Origin of the sequence: Chitinophaga sp. (assembly GCF_039596135.1) — a bacterium.
Classification (GTDB): Bacteria; Bacteroidota; Bacteroidia; order Chitinophagales; family Chitinophagaceae; genus Chitinophaga.
Genome location: NZ_JBCNKH010000045.1, coordinates 36,594 through 54,154, shown reverse-complemented (window position 1 = coordinate 54,154; position 17,561 = coordinate 36,594). Strand labels below are relative to the sequence as shown.

Here is a 17,561-nt window from a genome sequence, read left to right as displayed (position 1 = left end):
GATGGGTTGCGGAAGCAGGGAAGGAGGGTTGTTTTTCTGGCTGACGCCAGTGAGGAGAGACGGAATTGATGGCAATGAATGTTTGGTGATGGGTTGCGGCGGCAGGGAAGGAGGGTTGTTTTTCTGGCTGATTTTTAATACAAGAATATTTGATTGCTTTTGCCTGCAGGCAAAAGCAATTTTTTTGTAATTTCCCCCTGTAATTTAGAATTATGGGCTTGCTTGAAGTTAGAAATTTACGTAAAGATTATGCCTCGCATACAGCTGTAGATGATATTAGTTTTGTTATCCCTGAAGGTAGCATCTTTGGGCTGCTTGGCCCCAATGGCGCAGGAAAAACCACCCTGCTCCGCATGATCACCGGCATCTTTTATCCCGATCAGGGAGAAATACTTTTCAAAGGCAAACCTTTTCACCAGGAAAATGACATTCATTCCATCGGCTACATGCCGGAGGAAAGAGGGCTGTACAAAAAAATGAAAGTAGGGGAACAAGCACTCTACCTCGCACAGCTCAAAGGCATGACGGAAAAAGAAGCCAAAGAAAAAATCAAATATTGGTTCGATAAGTTTGATATCAACGCATGGTATAATAAAAAAGTGGAAGAGTTGAGTAAAGGCATGCAACAAAAAGTGCAGTTTATTTCCACCATTATCCATGAGCCATCACTGTTAATACTGGATGAACCCTTCTCAGGGCTGGATCCGATCAACTCCAACCTGATCAAACAGGAAATATTTGACCTTGCCTTGAATGGTACCACCATCATCTTCTCCACCCATCGTATGGAACAGGTAGAAGAGATCTGCGACCGTATCATTCTCGTGAATAAAGGGAAAAAAATTCTGGATGGAGAAGTGAAACAGATCAGGCATGATTTCAAACAACACCTGTTCCGGATAGGCTTGGGCAGAGTACCTAACTTTGCAGAGGTAATGACTTATCATTTCACAATTGTTTCACAGGAAGAGAGCGGTTATATCGTGAAACTCACTGAGGGCAGTACGACAAATGATATTCTGGCGCACTTTATCAGGCAGGAAATCCCTATTATATCCTTCCAGGAAATACTACCTTCTATCAATGAAGTGTTTATACAACAGGTACAGCAAATAGAAGAACCAATTAATTAATCCTATGAATAAAATCTGGCTCATCATCAAAAGAGAGTTCACTTTCCGCGTGCGCAAGCGGTCATTTCTCGTTGTCACCCTGCTGGTGCCCCTGTTCTTTGCTGCGATGATTGTAGTGCCGGTGCTGATAGCGACCAGTTCTGCCGATGAACAGCGCATTGCGGTGATAGATGATAGTCATTTGTTTCTGAACAAGCTGCCTGATGAGAAGGGGATTTATTTTAAGTTCCTGACGGAGACGGCTATTGATACGTTTAGCAAACATTATGAGGAGTATGGTTATTCTGGTGTGTTGTATATTCCTGCAATTGATATTGAAAGACCTTTGGGCATCACATATTACAGCAGTGGCCAGCCGGGTTTGGGTATAGAGAGCCACCTGAACAGGTACCTGAATACACGGATTGAAGAGGTGCGGATGGAGAAGGCAAATATTGATATTGCACAGATCAAAGGATTTAAATCTAATATTAGTATTGACTTCAGGTCAGGGAAGGAGGAGAAGAAAGGGAGTTCGGTGATTGCTTATGCAGTGGGGTATTCCAGCGGATTCATTATTTATATTATCCTGATGTTTTTTGGGATGTCAGTGATGAGAGGCGTGATGGAAGAGAAGGTAAACCGTATTGCAGAGGTGATGGTGTCTAGTGTAAAACCTTTTCAACTGATGATGGGAAAGATTGTAGGGATTGCGGGTGTAGGATTGTTACAGTTTTCTATATGGGTGGTGTTGATTTGTGTGCTACAATTATTTATACCTACGGCGGTGATGAATAGTGCGGCGCAGAATAATGCGAATAATAATGCTGCGATGATGGAAGCGGCGTCACAGTTAAGGTATGTAATGGATAGTATTAACTGGGGGCTGATCATTACCTGTTTTATATTTTATTTCCTGGGCGGGTATTTGTTTTATGCGGCGTTGTTTGCAGCGGTGGGGAGTTTGGTCAATGAAGATCCTACGGATGTGCAGGGGTTGACTTTCCCGATTACATTGCCGATAATTATTGGTATTATGGTGATGATTGCGGCAGTGCAGCATCCGAATAGTCAGTTGGCGTTTTGGGGGAGTATTATCCCGTTTACATCGCCGATGGTGATGATGGCGAGGATACCTTATGGGGTGCCGGGTACGGTGCCGTATTGGCAATTGGGGTTGTCGATGGTGTTGTTGATAGTGGGGTTTTTAGGGACGACGTGGATGGCAGGGAAGATTTATAGAACGGGGATATTGATGTATGGGAAGAAGATAACGTGGAAAGAGGCGATTAGGTGGATCAGATAGTATTATTTTTATACAAACAAAAGCTCCTTTGTCTTTGGCAAAGGAGCTTTTGTTTTTGATTGGGCCTGCGGCCTGAATATTTTTATGAGTTTAGCCAGAGTTCCCTTTTCGTGGCCTGGAATTCATCCCAGATTTCTGCGACTACATCTGCTGCAGGTATGATCTTATCAATGATGGCACTTACCTGTCCTACTTCCAGTTCTCCTTCTTTCATATCGCCTTCGAACATGCCTTTTTTCGCACGGCCTCTGCCCAGGAGGATTTTCAGCGATTCATTGTCAGCACCACTTTCTTCAGCAGCTTTTACGTGCTGGAAGAAGTCGTTTTTCAGTAATCTTACTGGGGTGAGTTTTTTCATGGAGAGGAGGGTATCACCTTCTTTCGCATTGAGTATGGCTTGTTTGAAGTGATCATGTGAAGAAGCCTCAGGGGTAGCAATGAATCGGCTACCTACCTGTACGCCACTGGCACCGAGTGCGAAAGCTGCTGCCATGGCTCGGCCTGTGGCGATACCGCCGGCAGCGATGACGGGTATTTTTACTGACTGGCATACGCTGGGGATCAATACCATGGTGGTAGTTTCTTCTCTGCCATTATGCCCACCGGCTTCAAAACCTTCTGCTACGATGGCGTCAACACCGGCTGCTTCGCTCTTGAGGGCGAAGGTGGTGCTGGCGACTACGTGTACCACTTTGATACCTTCTGCTTTCAGGATGGAGGTCCATGTTTTTGGATTGCCGGCTGAGGTGAAGACGATGGGAACTTTGTTTTCTATAATGATTTTTACATGTTCTTCAATATTCGGGTATAGAAGGGGGAGATTCACTCCGAAAGGTTTATTGGTTGCTTTTTTGCACTTTTCGATGTGTTCTTTGAGTACGTCGGGATACATACTACCGGCACCGAGAAGGCCAAGGCCGCCGGCATTGCTTACGGCACTGGCCAGGCGCCAGCCACTCGCCCAGACCATACCAGCTTGAATGATTGGGTAATCTATATGAAAGAGTTGAGATATACGGTTCATGACCGTAAATGTAAGGAGCTTATCTTAAACGGAAAGTGATGACAATCAGCCGAGGTCAATTTCTGTATTATCGGTGATGTTCAGGTTTTGACTGAGGCGATGGATTGGTATCGGTTAAGGATGACAATTAACCGAGGTCAATTTCTGTATTATCGCTGGTGTTCAGACTTTGACTGAGGCGCTGGATTGGTATCGGTTAAGGATGGCTTCAACCGAGGTCAATTTCTGTATTATCGCCAATGTTCAGGCTTTGACTGAGACCACGGATGTTAGCATCGCTACCAATCAGGGAAGATTTGAGCACCACTTCGTACAGGTTGCTGTAAGAGCCGATGATAGAATCCTTAACGATAGAGTAATTGATCACAGTATTGTCACCGATAGCGACATTAGGACCGATGATTGAATTTTTAATATTACACCCTTCGCCAATACTTACAGGAGGAATGATAATAGCATTCTCATAAGGAAGGATGGGACTGGCGGGTGCTTTATATTTACTGAGCAGGATAGCATTTGTTTCCAACAGGGTCTCTTTGCGGCCGCAGTCGAACCAATTACTCACTTTGAAGGGGGTAAACTGTACCCCATGTTCGATCATGCACTGCAGGGCATCGGTGAGCTGAAACTCATCATGTGACCTTCTATGTTCTATCATATTTCGTTCCAGGCAGTCGAAGAGCTGATCGGTTTCCTTGATTTTATAGATGCCTACCAGGGCCAGGTTCGACTTTGGGATCTGTGGTTTTTCCACCACCCGTGCGATGTCGCCGGCTTCATTGAGTTCGGCAACCCCGAAGCTGCGGGGATCATCCACTTTTTTCAGGCCCAGTTGCGAGACAGGGGAAGCGATGAGTTCTTTGATATTGCCTTCGCAGATGGTATCGCCGAGAACGATGAGGATTTCATCGTCACCTACTACTTTCCTGGTGAGCAGGATGGCGTGACCGGTACCTTCCCGTACATTTTGCTGTACGAAGTGGCAGGTGAGGTGAGGATATTTCTTTTGAACATAGTGCTGGATCTTTTCTCCCAGGTAACCGATTACGAAGACGAATTCAGTGATGCCTGCTTCTTCCAGCTGATCAATAATAATACTGAGAATTGTTTTGCCCGCGAGCGGGATCAACGCTTTAGGCTGAGTATATGTATGTGGACGTAGCTTGGTGCCCGCACCGGCTACAGGTATAATGGCCTTCATGTACCGCAGCGATTAGATGTTTTTAGTCTACTAAGGGCGTGAAGGTAGAACAAAATTTATAAATAGAATAGTGGAAATGCCCCTACACAGGGAGGAATGCATGGTATGTAATAGCTTGGTAGTGGAATTGACTGCCTTTATGTGGTTTTATAGAAAAAAAATCTAGTATTTGTTAAAATTGAACTATTGACTATCCATAAATTCGATTAACTTTGTCGCAAATTTTCAAAGTAAATGCAAAGAGATCAGCAAATATTTAATATCATCGGCCAGGAGCTGGAGCGTCAGCGTCATGGTATAGAATTGATTGCATCGGAGAACTTTACCAGCTTGCAGGTAATGCAGGCAATGGGTACAGTACTGACTAACAAATATGCAGAAGGTTATCCCGGACGTAGATATTATGGTGGCTGTGAAATTGTAGACCTGAGTGAACAGCTGGCTATTGACAGGGCTAAACAGATCTTTGGAGTTGAGTATGCAAACGTACAGCCTCACTCCGGTGCGCAGGCAAATGCTGCCGTATTGCTGGCTATCCTGAAACCAGGTGATAAGATCCTGGGGCTGGATTTGAGTATGGGTGGTCACCTGACGCATGGTTCACCGGTAAACTTCTCCGGTAAACTGTATCAGCCATTCTCTTATGGTGTGAACAAGGAGACTGGTCTGATTGAGTATGACAAAATGGAAGAGATTGCGCTGAAAGAAAAACCACAGGTGATTATTTGTGGGGCTTCTGCTTATAGCCGTGACTGGGATTACAAACGTATCCGTGAGATCGCTGACCAGGTAGGTGCTTTTGTAATGGCGGATATTGCTCACCCTGCTGGTTTGATTGCGAAAGGGTTGTTGAACTCTCCGTTTGAACATTGTCATTTTGTAACGACTACTACACACAAGACGCTGCGTGGGCCTCGTGGTGGTATGATTATGCTGGGTAAGGATTTCGAAAATCCGTTTGGGCTGAAGACACCGAAGGGTGAGATTCGTATGATGAGTAGTCTGATTGATACAGCGGTGTTCCCTGGTATTCAGGGTGGTCCGTTGGAGCATGTGATTGCAGCGAAGGCGGTTTCTTTCTTTGAGATTCTGTCTGACGATTATACTGTGTATGCACAGCAGATTGTTAAGAATGCACAGGCGATGTCTAAGGCATTGGTGGAGAAGGGGTACCAGATTGTATCTGGGGGTACTGATAATCACCTGATGCTGATTGATCTGCGGAATAAGAATATTTCTGGTAAGAAGGCGGAGCAGGTGTTGGTGAAGGCGGATATTACTGTGAATAAGAATATGGTGCCGTTTGATGATAAGTCGGCGTTTGTGACTTCTGGTATTCGTGTGGGGGTTCCGGCGATTACGTCTCGTGGTCTTAAGGAGGAGCATATGGGGCAGGTGATTTCATGGATTGATGAGTTGCTGATGGATGCGGATAATGAGGCGAAGATTGCGCAGGTGAGAGGTGCGGTGAATGAGTTTATGAAGGGGTTCCCGTTGTATCCTGAGTTGTAAGGAGATGTGAATTAAAATGTTTATAGTGAAAAAGCCTCCCAACCGGGAGGCTTTTTTTATGAGATTGAAGTTTGAGATTGGCCTGCGGCAGCAAGGAAGTGGCGTTTTTGTTCGGCTGGCGCCGATGGGGAGGGGTACTTGCAGCGAAGGCTGAGTTTTTTGAATGGGCCTGCGGCAGGGTATTCGAGTTTTTTGTTTTGTCGAATTGGCCTGCGGCAGCGTTTTATTCTTTCATTGATTTGGCGAAATTTCGGATATCTTCATTTCTGATTTTTCGAAATCCTACTATCGACTTTCCCATTTTAGGAATCAATGAATACCCCCAGGCCTGGAACATTTCATCACTTATATCTGTATGGCACAAAGGCATTCCATTTATCGGGTCAATCACTACAGGGACATGCACTTCCATGCTTGGCGTGTTTTTATCAAAAGTAGAGAACACACCAGCTGGTACATAAGCCATGACGGTACCCGCAAAACCATCTTTTCTGAATAGCCCTTCCAGGTCTTCGTAATCCACATACTTAATGGGATAAGGATAATCTGTACCAGCTTTACCTTTTTCAAAATCATCATCCAGCCAGTTATTACATAATATCAACGTCCTGTCTTTCAGGAAGATTGCGTTATGCTTGCTGGTAGACTGCATCATGGCTTTGGCTGTTTTATCATCTACATGTTCTGAAAACACATAGGTTGATAACCGGATGCCTACTGCCAGGTCCAGGAAATCCGGGAACCGTTCTGACATATTCTGAATATAAAACGGCCGGGTTACATCATTCTCAATGAAGTACATGTTGATGACGGGAACACTGAGATCTTTCGAATCGCTTTTCCACACCAGGTCAGATGTAAATGTTTGTGCAGATTTGGCATAATGGCTTTTACTAGGTTTCACATGTAGTGATTGACAATCCATTACGATGTAGCTTCTGTCATTCTTTTTTCGCAGCTTTTCAACTTCTTTTTCTGTTCTCTGTTCAATTGTAGCTGTGACTCCGTCCACGTTCCAGAATTGTCTGACAACTTCAGGGAAGTCCAGGTTTAACTGTTTGATTGCTTGCTTATACTCTTCTGCTTTTGCTTGGCTTTGACGACGTAGTTGTTTTAGAATACTCTTATCAGGGACTTCTTTTACTACGATAATTTTCGTCCTTTTTTTCAATTTCTCCAGGTCTTTTGATTTTACGAACTGGGCGGAGGCCACAAAGGCAGTTAACAAGAGGCTTAAACTAAGCAAGGCGGATATGGTACCTTTCATAGGGATAAGATTTAATTTAAACCACAGGAGCAAATATAATTTATTAAAAATTCTTAATGTGTAGAAAAGTCGCTACAAATAATTTTTTAACATTTTAGGCGGGGAGCCTGCGGCAGCAAGGAAGAAAGCATTTTTGTTTGCCTGACGGCGATGGGGGAGGTTCCTGCAAGGGAGGATGCATGGTGGTATTGGTTTGACAGGAGGGCTTGTGGGGAGGACCTGTAGTTATGTAGAAATATTTTAATTGAAATTTGGAATTATCATTTCCTTATCTAATTTTGTAGTGTACTAGTTAAGTAGTACACTAAATCACTTACTATGATAACTATCCAAAATCTTCATTTCCACTACAAAAAGGGTAGGCCATTGTTTGAGGGACTGAATTTAGAGCTGGAAGCCGGCCATGTATACGGCCTTCTAGGCAAAAACGGGGCAGGAAAATCCAGTCTGCTGATGCATATAGCCGGACTACTCTTTCCAAAAAGTGGGGTTTGTACAGTAATGGGCTACGAATCCCGCCTCCGTCAGCCAGCATTCCTCAATAACCTCTTCCTGGTACCCGAAGAGTTTTACCTACCGCAGGTTACCATCAATCGTTATGTAAACACCTACGCACCATTTTATCCCAACTTCGATGAAAAAGCTTTTCAGCAGTACCTGGATGAGTTCAAAGTACCGCGCGACCAAAAGCTCACCGAAATGAGCTATGGACAAAAGAAAAAGGTAATCATCAGCTTTGGTCTGGCTACCAACACGAAATGCCTGATCATGGACGAACCGACGAATGGCCTGGATATACCGTCCAAAAGCCAGTTCCGCAAAGTGATTGCTGCTGCAGTGAATGAAGAGAAATGTATTGTGATATCCACACACCAGGTAAGGGACCTGGATAACCTGATCGATAGTATTGTCATCATCGACAATCACAAGATCATTTTCAGACAAGATGTGGAAACCGTCACCGAACGACTGAGTTTCAGAAGCGTGAAGCAGCTCGGGGAGGCAGAGAATGTATTGTTCGCAGAAAGCTCTGTATTAGGTCATTCCATCATTACTGAAAATGCGGGTGGCACACCAGGAAGACTGGATATGGAATTGCTCTTTAATGCCGTGCTGGAGCCCTCCGGACGGATTAACCAACTCTTTTAATTTCCCTTATGCAAACAAATAATGTATTTCACGCACCGAGGTTTGGTGCGTATTTTAAAAAGCATATTGTTGATAATCTTCGATTGTACCTGATGTCGCTGGTTGTGTTGGTAGGTGTGCTTGTCGCATTAGGTCTGATTGGTATTTTCACAAATGACGGTGAGAACATAAAGGTTTCCTTTCTTCTCCCTTTCTACGCCATCCTGCTGTTTGGAGCTGGATTGATCTTTACTGGTTTTTCATTTATCCAGTTAGGCGACAAATCAAAAGGTATAGATTATTTGCTGCTGCCTGCTTCACACTTTGAAAAATTTCTTACTACACTGTTGATTACCACGGTAGGTTTTTTACTGGTATATCATATTGCATTTGGTACAGCAACTTTTATTGGGGCCGGTTTATTGTCATTATCAAGAGACGTTCACTTTATTGATAATAACCTGCCTGAGGGTGATGAGATAAAACTACTTTACCACTGGTGGTTTATGTGCCAGGCAATTATTCTGTTGGGATCTGCTTACTTTCCTAAGTACAGTATTATAAAAACATTGTTCGCTGTATTCATTATTATTTTACTTATCGGATTGGTAAATGCGGCGTTTATGAACATTTTGTTCTACGGCCATTTAACGCATTGGGCAGCGACGGCGCCGTTCTTTGGGGTGGCGATTGCTGATCATACCAAGGCGGATGAATATCATTCCATTTTCCTGGAGTCCCCGTTATGGATGCGACATACACTGTACTTCATCTGGCGGTTTGTATTACCCCCGTCCTTGTGGATATTGGCTTATTTCAGGTTAAAAGATAAGGAGATCTAAATTTTCAACTCATGGAATTTAAAGAATCACAGGCTATATATCTGCAGATTGCGGATTATGTATGCGAACAGATCCTGTTGGAAAAGTGGAAAGCAGAAGACAGGCTACCATCCGTGAGGGAACTGGCAGTGCAAACGGAGGTCAATCCGAATACGGTGATGCGTACCTGTGAATATTTGCAGCAATATGACATCATCTATAATAAAAGAGGGATTGGCTATTTCGTAGCGTCGGATGCGATGAAACGGATTAAACAGCTGAAGAAGGAACGGTTCATGGAGAATGAGCTGCCCCAGTTCTTTCGGAATATCTACTTGTTGGATATAGAGCTGGATGAGCTGAAGACGCATTATGAGAAATATAAGCGTTCACATTTCAGGTAATTAAATTTTACAAAAATGAAGACCAGTATAAAATTGTTACTCGTTTTCGTTGGCATCGTAGGGTTATTGATGCTGGCGTCAGATGTGGTATTATGGGCGTATTTTAAGAAGGGGATAAATGGAGATGGACAGAAATTACGTTTTGGGCGTTGGGAAGATAAAGTTGTGGCGTTGCGCCCGTTTAAGGCAATTGTGTTAAAAACAGATTACGATGCTCCTTTAAGAGTATATGCTTCCGACAAGTATAGTTTGAACTATCCGGGTTTTGATAGCAGTAAGGTGCGGTATTCACAGGAAGGAGATACCTTATATGTATCAACGGGTGAGGGTGAAGTAGTTAAAGTGAATTGCCCGCCAGTACAGTTTATCAGGGTGGTAAATGGCAATTCTCATCTCATGCTTTTTCATTTCTCCCAGCCTTCACTTTTACTGGAAGCATCGGATGATTGTGAGGTTGTACTAACACAATTGAATATCAAACAGCTCTATTTTAAGGGGGGAAAGTTTAACAAGATATCCGCTTTCGATGTGGGAAATATAGATTCAATGAATATCCAGTTGGGCTGGTATGGGAGTGTGGATTTAAATGATATGACTGTGGGTAGTTTGACGATCAAGGCTGATAGCCTGAAACAATTGAGCCTGAATGGGGCTGCTGCGGCAGGGTTAAAGCGGTTACAATATCCCTGATATAAGAAAAAACCGGATAAAACGAGCCTGTATCAAATATTGGCTCGTTTTATCCGGTTTATTTAATAGAGACAGGTAGTCTTGTATGCGGTTCTCAGGAAGTTCATTCATTACTGATACAACTTCGCATTATCCGGGTAACCGATAAAGATAGGTATCGTTTTAAGCGATTCCCGGTAGGTGATACCTCATATTTTTAGATCTGCGTAGCGAGATAAGCCATGGCACCAATGCCGGTTTCTATGGCGCGTTCGTCGATATCGAATGTAGGTGTGTGTACACCCGATGTGATACCTCTTGCCACATTTCCCGTGCCTAACCTGAAGAAGCAGGCTGGAATAATCTGGCTATAAAAAGCGAAGTCCTCAGCCCCCATTCTCACTTCTGTATCCTGTACATTTTCCTGTCCGAGGTATTCTTCTGCCTTTGTTCTGGCGCGGCTGGTCACTTCTTCATTGTTATACAGGCAGGGATAACCTACCAGTATATCAATTTCGATCTCTGCACCCATAGCATGGGCTAGTTCAGTCGCCTGTTTTTTGATGATTTCATGGGCTTTAAAGCGCCAGGTTTCATCCATTGCCCTGAATGTACCCATCAGTTTTACTTCGCTGGGAATAACGTTGGTCGTATATCCGCCATTGAATGCACAGATACTGAGTACAGAAGGAGAGAAAGGATTATTGTTCCGGCTGATCACCTGTTGTAAGCTCACTACCAGGTGCGAAGCCACGAGAATGGTATCGGTGGTAAGGTGAGGCTGGGCAGCGTGACCGCCTTTGCCTTTGATGGTGATATAAATTTCATCGGCACTGGCCATGTACTGACCTGCACGGAAGCCTAGTAACCCGGCTTCCATAGAAGGTTGTACGTGCATCCCGATGATGGCATCGGGGCGTGGGTTTTCCAGTGCGCCATCTTTGATCATCAGGCTTGCACCGCCGGGATGTTTTTCTTCACCGGGTTGGAACAGGATCTTGATGGTGCCTTCAAACTCATCTTTCAGCTGCTGCAGGATGCGGGTAGCACCGAGTACGCAGGTGGTATGTACATCATGGCCACAGGCGTGCATAACGCCGGTATTCAATGATTTATAAGGTACATCGTTTGCTTCTGTGATGGGGAGGGCATCGATATCGGCACGGAGTGCGATGGTTTTTTTAGAAGGGTTTTTCCCTTCTATGATAGCAACAATACCAGTACCGGCAATGCCGGCAGTATATTTCACACCGAATGCATCCAGTTGTTGCTGAATGTACTTTGACGTTTCAAATTCCTGGAAGGACAGTTCGGGATGTGCGTGAATATGTCTTCTGATAGCAATGAACTCAGGCGCGTACTGGTGCGCGAGTTCTTTAATACGATTCTTCATTCCCTGCCTCTTTCTCTGGTTGTAGATTAATAGTGGCAGGTACTACGAATACACCGCCGTTAAAACTGGATGATAATTTATCTCTCAGATCGGCAGCTTCGTCCCGGGTTTTGAAATCACCTACGCGGACTTTGAAGTAGGGCGCCTGGTAGTCCAGGTAAGTACGGTAGTCGGGATAGAGTTGCATCACCTTCGCTTTCATTTCGGTCGCTTCATTTCTCTTGTTGGTAGAGATGACCTGTACCCTGAAACCAGGTTGGTTACGGATAGCGAGGGTGTTGATATAGATCTGTTTTTTGATCAGCAGGTCCAGCCGGCTGTCTTTTACCACTTTCACGCCGCCGGTATTGGCTGCGGTGAGGGTATTGTCCTGGGCGGAAGCGAGGGTTCCGATCAGTAATCCGGATAATAATATGATTATGTGTTTCATGTTCAATCTTTTTAGCCGAAGGGGGTATGGTTAATATGCGCCGGTAGTACCGGTAGTAGCCTCTCCTTTAGCCTCTTTCATGAGCGCTACGCCGCTGGAAGTACCCAACCTGGTGGCGCCGGCAGCGATGAGCTCCTGGGCGAAGGCAAATGTACGAACTCCACCTGAAGCTTTTATCTGAATATTTTGTGGCAGATGGGCCCGCATCAGTTTTACGGCTTCGACGGTAGCACCTTTTTCGGCATAACCGGTGGAAGTTTTGACATAGTCAACGCCGTATTTTGCATATATCTCACAGCATTTTATGATTTCTTCTTCCAATAATATGCCACTTTCTATGATCACTTTCAGGACGACTTTTCGCGGTTGGTTGCGGATGACGGCCATGATGTTGTTTATTTCTTTTTCGATATAGTCCCAGTCTTTATTTCGGATGGCGAGGAGGTTGGCGACCATGTCTACTTCGTCGGCTTCGTCAACGATGGCGAGGACGAGTTCGGCGAGTTTGGCTTCGATGGCCGAGTAGCCGAAGGGGAAACCGATTACGGTGGCTACTTTGGTGGTGGTGCTGCTGGTGAAGGTTTTGGCTACCTTAACGAAGGGTGGGGGAACGCATACTGCGGCGAAGTCGTATTCAACGGCTTCCATGCAGAGGTTTTTGATGTCTTCGAGGGTGGTGGTAGGTTTGAGGACCGTGTGGTCGATGTATTTGTTCAGCTGCATAGTGAGTGGTTTTCGGGTGCGAAGGTAGGGAAAATTGTAGGATTGTCAGGAATGAACGGAAATGGTTGAAGTGAGAAAAGGTTTATGCAGAATGAACAAAATTGGATCGCTGAAAGTTAGGCTGGGAGGGGGAAAGAGGGTATTTTTGTGACGTAAATTATTATTCACAATTAAAACAAAAAAGTATGATTGACATTTTTCATCCAGATTACATGCTTAAAAAACTTGATGAAGCTTTAGAAAGAAGCAGGGAAGAATGGGAAAGGTTTACACCCGAGGAAAGGCTTCAGTATTTTAAACGTTTAGGGTGGGCTGGAGAAAATGGTAAAGCCACACCGGAGTTTGAAGTAATAAGGCGTCTCATGTTTCAATTCGATTAAAAATAATTCTCTTATGTACCAAATCAAAGAACATCTTATACTGGGTTTCCATGGATGTGATGAGGAAACCTGTCAGAAATTAATTAATTCTCCCAATGAATTCCATTTTAATAAAAACCCCTACGATTGGCTGGGGCATGGGATGTATTTCTGGGAGAATGACTTACAAAGAGCTTATCAATGGGCGCTGGAAAAACATCAACAAGGGAAAATCAAGCAACCAGCAGTATTAGGAGCTTTTATTGCTTCCGGGCATTGTTGTGATTTTCTGAATTTAAAATATACCGAAAAATTAGCAGCGTATTATAGGGAAATGAAAGATCAATCGGTTAAATTGCCTTGTAATGAAGATGTTAAATCAGATTCTTATAAGGATAAACTGCTAAGAAATTTAGATTGTTCTGTAATTGAATATATGCACGAACAAATTGGTATAATTCAGAAAATAGAAAAGCAAAATTTCGGTTTCAGCCTTACACCAAGCTTCGATACCGTTCGTTGTGTTTTTCCTGAAGGTGCTCCCGCTTTTCCAGGTGCTGCTATAAAACTCAAAAGCCATATCCAGATCTGTGTGCGTAACCCCAAGAGTATCCTCGCCTTTTTCCGTCCTCGCCTCGAACTCCCCTTACATCTAGCTGCGTAATTCCTTTTCTAAAAATAAAAGGGTGCCTCAGCAGAGACACCCTTTACTATTTTCATCAAGTAAGGACTACAAATCCTTTCCATGACATTGTTTATACTTCTTTCCACTTCCACAAGGACAAGGATCATTCCGCCCTACCTTAGGCCCCACCTTCACCGGATCCTGCCGCACCGGTTCTGCATTGGTAGCATACTCCTGTGCCTCATGACCATTCGTAGCTTCAAAATCCTGGTGTGTAGCCTTCAGCTTGCTCATATCAGTCTTCTGCTCACGCGCTTCCCTGATCGGTGCCTGCTGACGTTGCTGCTGTTGGGCACGATTATCATCCTGTACAGGAATACCACATTTACACAGGAAGGATACTATTTCTTTACTTGTCTCTGCATTCACCTCTTTAAAGAGGTTAAATGCTTCGAACTTATAAATCAACAGTGGATCTTTCTGTTCCCATACTGCACTTTGTACTGATTGTTTCAGGTCATCCATCGCACGCAGGTGCTCTTTCCACGCATCATCAATCAATGACAGGGTGATATTACGCTCCAGGGAGTTGATCGTTTCATACCCATTGGTATCTACAACTTTCTGCAGGTTTGCCAGTACATTCACTCCTCTCTTTACGAAGTCAGTAAATGGAATAGAGATATTCTCAACATGGTGACCCTGTTCTTCGTAAATCTGTTTGATGACAGGCAGTGTATTCTGTGCGATCTCCTGTGCTTTGCGCTGGTAGTTATCCTTTGCAGCATGGTAGATTTTAGACGCCAGTTGGTTTACATCCCCTTTTGTCAGCTCTTCCTGTGTTACATCCACATCGATCGCGAAATTGAGGATCGCATCCAGTTTCAGTGCTTCCAGGTCGCCGGTTTCCCTATGTGTAGTAGCAATGCTTTCTGCTACATCATAGAATGCATTGTCAATATCGATAGCCAGGCGCTCGCCAAACAATGCGTGATTACGCTTAGCATAGATCACAGTACGTTGTTTGTTCATCACGTCATCGTATTCCAACAGGCGCTTACGGATACCGAAGTTATTTTCTTCTACTTTCTTCTGGGCTCTTTCGATAGAACGGGTGATCATGCTATGCTGGATCACTTCGCCTTCTTTATAACCCATCCGGTCCATGAGACCAGCGATACGGTCAGAACCGAACATACGCATCAGGTCATCTTCGAGGGATACAAAGAACTGGGAAGTACCGGGGTCTCCCTGACGACCGGCACGACCACGTAACTGGCGGTCTACACGGCGGCTTTCATGACGTTCTGTACCAATGATGGCCAGACCACCTGCATCTTTTACACCGGGGCCGAGCTTGATATCCGTACCACGACCTGCCATGTTGGTAGCGATGGTCACAGCACCTTTCAGACCAGCTTCAGCTACGATTTGTGCTTCACGGGCGTGTTGCTTAGCGTTCAATACATTGTGAGGTACTTTCTCGAAAGTCAGCATCTTGCTCAGTAACTCAGACACCTCTACGGAGGTAGTACCTACCAGTACCGGGCGTCCTTCGTTCTGCAGTTTCTTTATTTCTTCGATAACTGCCCTGTATTTGTCACGTTTGGTTTTGTATACCAGGTCCTCATTATCCTTACGGGTAATAGGGAGGTTAGTTGGAATGGTAACAACATCCAGTTTGTAGATTTCCCAGAACTCACCTGCTTCTGTTACGGCTGTACCGGTCATACCTGCCAGCTTGTGATACATACGGAAGTAGTTCTGCAGGGTAACGGTAGCGAATGTTTGCGTAGCAGCTTCCACTTTTACGTTTTCTTTCGCTTCGATCGCCTGGTGCAGACCGTCAGAATAACGGCGGCCATCCAGGATACGACCTGTCTGCTCATCTACAATCTTTACTTTTCCATCCATTACCACATATTCCACATCTTTATCGAAGAGAGTATATGCTTTCAGCAATTGCTGTACGGAGTGAATACGGTCAGATTTCTGTGCGAAGTCCTGCAACAGGGCTTCTTTACGATGCATTTTCTCATCAGCGCTCAGTTCCTGCTTTTCGATCTCGGCGATCTCAGAGCCAACGTCAGGCATAATGAAGAAGTTTGGATCTTCACCGGATTGAGTGATCAGGTGAATACCTTTATCTGTCAGGTCTACGGTATTGTTCTTTTCGTCGATGCTGAAGTACAGTTCTTCATCCACCTTAGGCATTTCGCGCTGTTGGTCGGCGAGGTAGTAGTTTTCAGCTTTCTGTAATAATACTTTGATACCTGGTTCGCTCAGATATTTGATGAGCGCACTGTTTTTAGGTAAACCGCGCCATGCACGCATCAGGGCCAGACCACCTGTTTTAGGGTCGTCTTTACCTTCACCAATCAGTTTCTTAGCTTCCAGCAGGAACTGGGAAGTAGCCTGGCGTTGTGCCTCGATCAGGCGCTGGATGCGGGGTTTCAGTACATGGAACTCCTGGTCTTCACCACGGGGGATAGGACCAGAGATGATGAGTGGAGTACGGGCGTCATCCACCAATACGCTATCCACCTCATCCACCATGGCAAAGTGGTGTTTACGCTGCACCATTTCGTCTGGTGTATGCACCATGTTATCACGCAGGTAGTCAAAACCAAATTCGTTGTTGGTACCATAGGTAATGTCTGCCAGGTAAGCAGCACGACGATCAGCAGTATTAGGCTGGTGCTTGTCGATACAATCTACGGTGATACCCAGGAATTCGAAGATAGGACCATTCCACTCAGAGTCACGACGAGCCAGGTAGTCGTTCACGGTTACTACGTGAACACCTTCGCCAGCCAGTGCATTGAGGTAAGCAGGCAGGGTAGATACGAGGGTTTTACCTTCACCCGTAGCCATTTCGGAGATCTTACCTTCGTGAAGCACGATACCACCTATGAGCTGTACGTCATAATGTACCATGTTCCAGGTTACCTGGTTGCCAGCGGCAGTCCAGGTATTCTTCCACGTCACTTTGTCACCTTCTATGGTCAGGTAATCTTTCTTTACTGCCAGGTCCCTGTCCAGCTGAGTGGCGGTGGCAGTAATGGTAGAATTATTGGAGAAGCGATGTGCAGTTTCTTTTACAACCGCAAATGCTTCAGGCAATATTTCCTTCAGTATTTCTTCGATTTGTTTATCTCTGTCTTTCTTCAGCTTGTCTACTTCCTGATAGATGGTATCCTTTACGGTTACCTCTTCAGTCTGTTCAGCCTCAGCCTGTTTTTCGGCAATTACTCCGTCAATCTTCGACAAATGGGCTTTGATCCGTTGGCGAAAATCCTGCGTTTTGTTACGCAGCTGGTCTACAGGCAGGGATTGCAGTTTTTCATACTCCTCGTTGATCCTTTTCACCACAGGCATAATCGTATTGATATCTCTCTCCGATTTATGCCCGCCAAAAAGTTTTGTTAAGAAACCTAACATGTCTAGTTTATTACGAATGATTGTTAAAATAGTTGTAGGGCCATAGGAAACCTATGTTCCATTTCCGTTTCCTTACCCAAATATTATGCTTGGAAAGCGACCGATGACAAGGTGTCAGCTGCTCGGGTTTCTGGCAAGGCCCGTAA

The 17,561-nt window shown here is 44.7% G+C and carries 17 protein-coding genes; 10 read left to right on the top strand and 7 right to left on the bottom strand.

What is annotated here, in order from left to right:
- From ABDW16_RS22215 to ABDW16_RS22205, 3 genes are all read left to right on the top strand, one after another.
- The coding region (locus tag ABDW16_RS22215; RefSeq protein WP_343672792.1) for a hypothetical protein at positions 1-190 on the top strand (190 nt) is incomplete at its 5' end.
- A gap of 22 nt (positions 191-212) precedes the next feature.
- Positions 213-1,133, top strand: coding sequence for an ABC transporter ATP-binding protein (locus ABDW16_RS22210; RefSeq protein ID WP_343672791.1), 921 nt, complete (start codon positions 213-215; stop codon positions 1,131-1,133).
- A 4-nt stretch (positions 1,134-1,137) separates the two neighbouring features.
- Entirely contained in the window at positions 1,138-2,418 is a 1,281-nt protein-coding gene (locus tag ABDW16_RS22205) for an ABC transporter permease (protein ID WP_343672790.1), read from the top strand.
- 82 nt (positions 2,419-2,500) lie between these two features.
- Here the strand turns inward: ABDW16_RS22205 and ABDW16_RS22200 are convergent, their stop codons facing one another.
- Both ABDW16_RS22200 and ABDW16_RS22195 read right to left on the bottom strand, forming a co-directional pair.
- Complete coding sequence (locus ABDW16_RS22200) at positions 2,501-3,442, bottom strand: DUF561 domain-containing protein (RefSeq protein ID WP_343672789.1); 942 nt, start codon at positions 3,440-3,442, stop codon at positions 2,501-2,503.
- A 208-nt stretch (positions 3,443-3,650) separates the two neighbouring features.
- Complete coding sequence (locus ABDW16_RS22195; RefSeq protein WP_343672787.1) at positions 3,651-4,643, bottom strand: sugar phosphate nucleotidyltransferase; 993 nt, start codon at positions 4,641-4,643, stop codon at positions 3,651-3,653.
- A gap of 234 nt (positions 4,644-4,877) precedes the next feature.
- On the opposite strand from ABDW16_RS22195, the gene glyA reads away from it, so the two are divergent.
- Complete coding sequence (glyA, locus tag ABDW16_RS22190) at positions 4,878-6,155, top strand: serine hydroxymethyltransferase (protein WP_343672785.1); 1,278 nt, start codon at positions 4,878-4,880, stop codon at positions 6,153-6,155.
- Between the two features lie 223 nt (positions 6,156-6,378).
- Here glyA and ABDW16_RS22185 read toward each other — a convergent pair whose 3' ends face one another.
- Complete coding sequence (locus tag ABDW16_RS22185) at positions 6,379-7,422, bottom strand: hypothetical protein (protein WP_343672783.1); 1,044 nt, start codon at positions 7,420-7,422, stop codon at positions 6,379-6,381.
- A gap of 318 nt (positions 7,423-7,740) precedes the next feature.
- On the opposite strand from ABDW16_RS22185, the gene ABDW16_RS22180 reads away from it, so the two are divergent.
- From ABDW16_RS22180 to ABDW16_RS22165, 4 genes are read left to right on the top strand one after another with little or no spacing between them, the layout of a single operon-like run.
- Positions 7,741-8,571: an ABC transporter ATP-binding protein gene (locus ABDW16_RS22180; RefSeq protein WP_343672779.1), complete on the top strand. Its 831-nt coding sequence runs from the start codon at positions 7,741-7,743 to the stop codon at positions 8,569-8,571.
- Positions 8,572-8,579: 8 nt separating this feature from the next.
- A complete protein-coding gene (locus tag ABDW16_RS22175) occupies positions 8,580-9,392 on the top strand; it encodes a hypothetical protein (RefSeq protein ID WP_343672777.1) in 813 nt (270 codons plus the stop codon).
- A gap of 11 nt (positions 9,393-9,403) precedes the next feature.
- The gene (locus tag ABDW16_RS22170) at positions 9,404-9,775 is read left to right on the top strand and encodes a GntR family transcriptional regulator (protein WP_343672775.1); all 372 of its coding nucleotides are present in this window, start codon (positions 9,404-9,406) and stop codon (positions 9,773-9,775) included.
- Positions 9,776-9,790: 15 nt separating this feature from the next.
- Positions 9,791-10,465: a hypothetical protein gene (locus tag ABDW16_RS22165; RefSeq protein WP_343672773.1), complete on the top strand. Its 675-nt coding sequence runs from the start codon at positions 9,791-9,793 to the stop codon at positions 10,463-10,465.
- 196 nt (positions 10,466-10,661) lie between these two features.
- Here the strand turns inward: ABDW16_RS22165 and ABDW16_RS22160 are convergent, their stop codons facing one another.
- From ABDW16_RS22160 to deoC, 3 genes are read right to left on the bottom strand one after another with little or no spacing between them, the layout of a single operon-like run.
- On the bottom strand, positions 10,662-11,837 hold the full coding sequence (locus ABDW16_RS22160; protein ID WP_343672771.1) for a M20 family metallopeptidase: 1,176 nt from the start codon (positions 11,835-11,837) through the stop codon (positions 10,662-10,664).
- Positions 11,821-12,267 (bottom strand): SPOR domain-containing protein, encoded by a 447-nt coding sequence (locus ABDW16_RS22155; RefSeq protein ID WP_343672769.1) that lies wholly within the window; start codon positions 12,265-12,267, stop codon positions 11,821-11,823. The genes ABDW16_RS22160 and ABDW16_RS22155 overlap by 17 nt, the downstream gene beginning before the upstream one ends.
- Positions 12,268-12,297: 30 nt before the next feature.
- A complete protein-coding gene (gene deoC, locus ABDW16_RS22150) occupies positions 12,298-12,990 on the bottom strand; it encodes a deoxyribose-phosphate aldolase (RefSeq protein ID WP_343672768.1) in 693 nt (230 codons plus the stop codon).
- Between the two features lie 185 nt (positions 12,991-13,175).
- Here deoC and ABDW16_RS22145 point away from each other — a divergent pair, with 185 nt between their 5' ends.
- Positions 13,176-13,370, top strand: coding sequence for a hypothetical protein (locus tag ABDW16_RS22145; RefSeq protein ID WP_343672767.1), 195 nt, complete (start codon positions 13,176-13,178; stop codon positions 13,368-13,370).
- Between the two features lie 13 nt (positions 13,371-13,383).
- Positions 13,384-14,013, top strand: a complete 630-nt coding sequence (locus ABDW16_RS22140) for a hypothetical protein (RefSeq protein ID WP_343672765.1) — start codon at positions 13,384-13,386, stop codon at positions 14,011-14,013.
- A 66-nt stretch (positions 14,014-14,079) separates the two neighbouring features.
- Here ABDW16_RS22140 and secA read toward each other — a convergent pair whose 3' ends face one another.
- Entirely contained in the window at positions 14,080-17,415 is a 3,336-nt protein-coding gene (gene secA / locus ABDW16_RS22135) for a preprotein translocase subunit SecA (protein ID WP_343672764.1), read from the bottom strand.
- Between the last annotated feature and the right edge of the window lie 146 nt (positions 17,416-17,561).

What these genes read in the sequence shown, in the direction of transcription:
- secA (WP_343672764.1), bottom strand. Translation starts at nt 17,415, where the DNA reads ATGTTAGGTTTCTTAACAAAACTTTTTGGCGGGCATAAATCGGAGAGA.
- ABDW16_RS22185 (WP_343672783.1), bottom strand. Translation starts at nt 7,422, where the DNA reads ATGAAAGGTACCATATCCGCCTTGCTTAGTTTAAGCCTCTTGTTAACT.
- glyA (WP_343672785.1), top strand. Translation starts at nt 4,878, where the DNA reads ATGCAAAGAGATCAGCAAATATTTAATATCATCGGCCAGGAGCTGGAG.
- ABDW16_RS22140 (WP_343672765.1), top strand. Translation starts at nt 13,384, where the DNA reads ATGTACCAAATCAAAGAACATCTTATACTGGGTTTCCATGGATGTGAT.
- ABDW16_RS22175 (WP_343672777.1), top strand. Translation starts at nt 8,580, where the DNA reads ATGCAAACAAATAATGTATTTCACGCACCGAGGTTTGGTGCGTATTTT.
- ABDW16_RS22210 (WP_343672791.1), top strand. Translation starts at nt 213, where the DNA reads ATGGGCTTGCTTGAAGTTAGAAATTTACGTAAAGATTATGCCTCGCAT.
- ABDW16_RS22145 (WP_343672767.1), top strand. Translation starts at nt 13,176, where the DNA reads ATGATTGACATTTTTCATCCAGATTACATGCTTAAAAAACTTGATGAA.
- deoC (WP_343672768.1), bottom strand. Translation starts at nt 12,990, where the DNA reads ATGCAGCTGAACAAATACATCGACCACACGGTCCTCAAACCTACCACC.
- ABDW16_RS22205 (WP_343672790.1), top strand. Translation starts at nt 1,138, where the DNA reads ATGAATAAAATCTGGCTCATCATCAAAAGAGAGTTCACTTTCCGCGTG.
- ABDW16_RS22200 (WP_343672789.1), bottom strand. Translation starts at nt 3,442, where the DNA reads ATGAACCGTATATCTCAACTCTTTCATATAGATTACCCAATCATTCAA.
- ABDW16_RS22165 (WP_343672773.1), top strand. Translation starts at nt 9,791, where the DNA reads ATGAAGACCAGTATAAAATTGTTACTCGTTTTCGTTGGCATCGTAGGG.
- ABDW16_RS22155 (WP_343672769.1), bottom strand. Translation starts at nt 12,267, where the DNA reads ATGAAACACATAATCATATTATTATCCGGATTACTGATCGGAACCCTC.
- ABDW16_RS22170 (WP_343672775.1), top strand. Translation starts at nt 9,404, where the DNA reads ATGGAATTTAAAGAATCACAGGCTATATATCTGCAGATTGCGGATTAT.
- ABDW16_RS22180 (WP_343672779.1), top strand. Translation starts at nt 7,741, where the DNA reads ATGATAACTATCCAAAATCTTCATTTCCACTACAAAAAGGGTAGGCCA.
- ABDW16_RS22160 (WP_343672771.1), bottom strand. Translation starts at nt 11,837, where the DNA reads ATGAAGAATCGTATTAAAGAACTCGCGCACCAGTACGCGCCTGAGTTC.
- ABDW16_RS22195 (WP_343672787.1), bottom strand. Translation starts at nt 4,643, where the DNA reads ATGAAGGCCATTATACCTGTAGCCGGTGCGGGCACCAAGCTACGTCCA.